The organism is Pseudomonas sp. c313 (assembly GCF_055407145.1).
Genome location: NZ_JBUZRD010000039.1, coordinates 1 through 1,472, shown reverse-complemented (window position 1 = coordinate 1,472; position 1,472 = coordinate 1). Strand labels below are relative to the sequence as shown.

1 protein-coding gene and 1 pseudogene are annotated in these 1,472 nt (G+C 52.7%); one reads left to right on the top strand and one right to left on the bottom strand.

Annotated features, from left to right (window positions below; genetic code table 11):
- Window positions 1-338 (bottom strand): annotated as a pseudogene (locus ACZRKZ_RS27710) (sigma-70 family RNA polymerase sigma factor); the annotation flags it as partial.
- Window positions 339-626: 288 nt separating this feature from the next.
- On the opposite strand from ACZRKZ_RS27710, the gene ACZRKZ_RS27705 reads away from it, so the two are divergent.
- Window positions 627-1,472 (top strand): cache domain-containing protein (locus tag ACZRKZ_RS27705; protein WP_463983198.1); only part of this gene is annotated, 846 nt, incomplete at its 3' end.

The window sequence follows — 1,472 nt, the reverse complement described above, 5'->3', positions numbered from 1 at the left end:
CCCATGTGAGAGTAGGTCATCGTCAAGATTAAATTCCGAAACCCCATTTGCGAAAGCAGATGGGGTTTTGTTTTGGGCGCTCGAAAAGTATGAGCGAGCTCCTGCCATATGTTCTCTTATCTGAGCTTCGGCACTTGGAGCCAGTGCTTGGGGTAAATGCGCGATGGATTCCAGGTAGGCACGCTCGATTTCTTTGCGACGCCAGTGGCCGATCACCAACTCCTTGGCAGTCGTGCGCAAAAAGGCTCACGTGCCTTCAGTTAGAATCGCTCGGTTTTCTGCAGCAGAGGGACAAAGGTGTCCTAGGTCAAGTCGGCCGCATCTGCGGCATTGTCCAATCAACTGCGCAGCCAACCGTAGTTGTTGCTGTAAAGCGTCTGTATTGCACACTCGAGAGATGGCATTGACAAAGGCCTGGTCAGTATCCCGAGCCGTTACCATTGGTCGGTTTTTCACATTAAAAGAGGATGTGCCTCACAAATCCTTAAGTTTTATCCGGACGAGGCCGAAAGCCTAATGAGCCATGCGCGCACCGAAATAGAGTGGTCGAAGAGTCCGCCTATACCGTTACATGGAAAGTTGCATCCAGCACGCTCACTCACTTTTGGCAAAAAGAAGTCGATGAAATGAATCTCAAATTCAGTCATAAAATTCTGTTGGCCGCGTCAGGCGTTGTGGTTCTGGCCTTCGCGTTATTCACGCTGTACAACGACTATCTGCAACGCAGCACCATCAAACAAAACCTGGAGTCGTCCATCCAGCAGTCAGGCGATCTGACGGCCAGCAGCGTGCAGAACTGGCTCAGTGGCCGGGTGCTGGTCCTGGAAACGCTTGCGCAAAATATGGCCTATCAAGGCAGCAGTGCCGACCTGCCAGGGTTGGTCGATCAATCGGCTTTCACGTCGAACTTTCAGTACACCTACGTTGGCCAAACCAATGGCGTCTTCACCCAGCGTCCTGACGAGAAAATGCCGGATGGTTACGATCCGCGTCAGCGCTCCTGGTACAAGCAAGCGGTCGCCGCGGACAAGACCATGCTCACGCCGCCCTATATGGATATAGCCGGTGTGGGTGGCTTGATCGTTACCATCGCCATGCCGGTCAAGAAGCACGGTGAACTGCTCGGTGTGGTAGCCGGTGACTTGAGCCTGCAAACCCTGGTGAAGATCATCAACTCGGTGGATTTCGGCGGTATCGGTCATGCGTTTTTGGTTAGCGGCGACGGTCAGATCATCGCTAGCCCGGACAAGGACCAGGTGATGAAAAATCTCAAGGACATCTACCCAGGTACCAATGTCCGCATCGAGAAGGTCAATCAGGATGTGCTCCTCAAGGGTCAGGATCGAATTCTGTCGTTTACCCCGATCAGCGATTTGCCGAATGCAGACTGGTACATCGGTCTGTCGATCGACAAAGATAAAGCCTACGCACAGCTGGGTAAATTCCGTACGTCTGCCTTGATCGCTATGTTC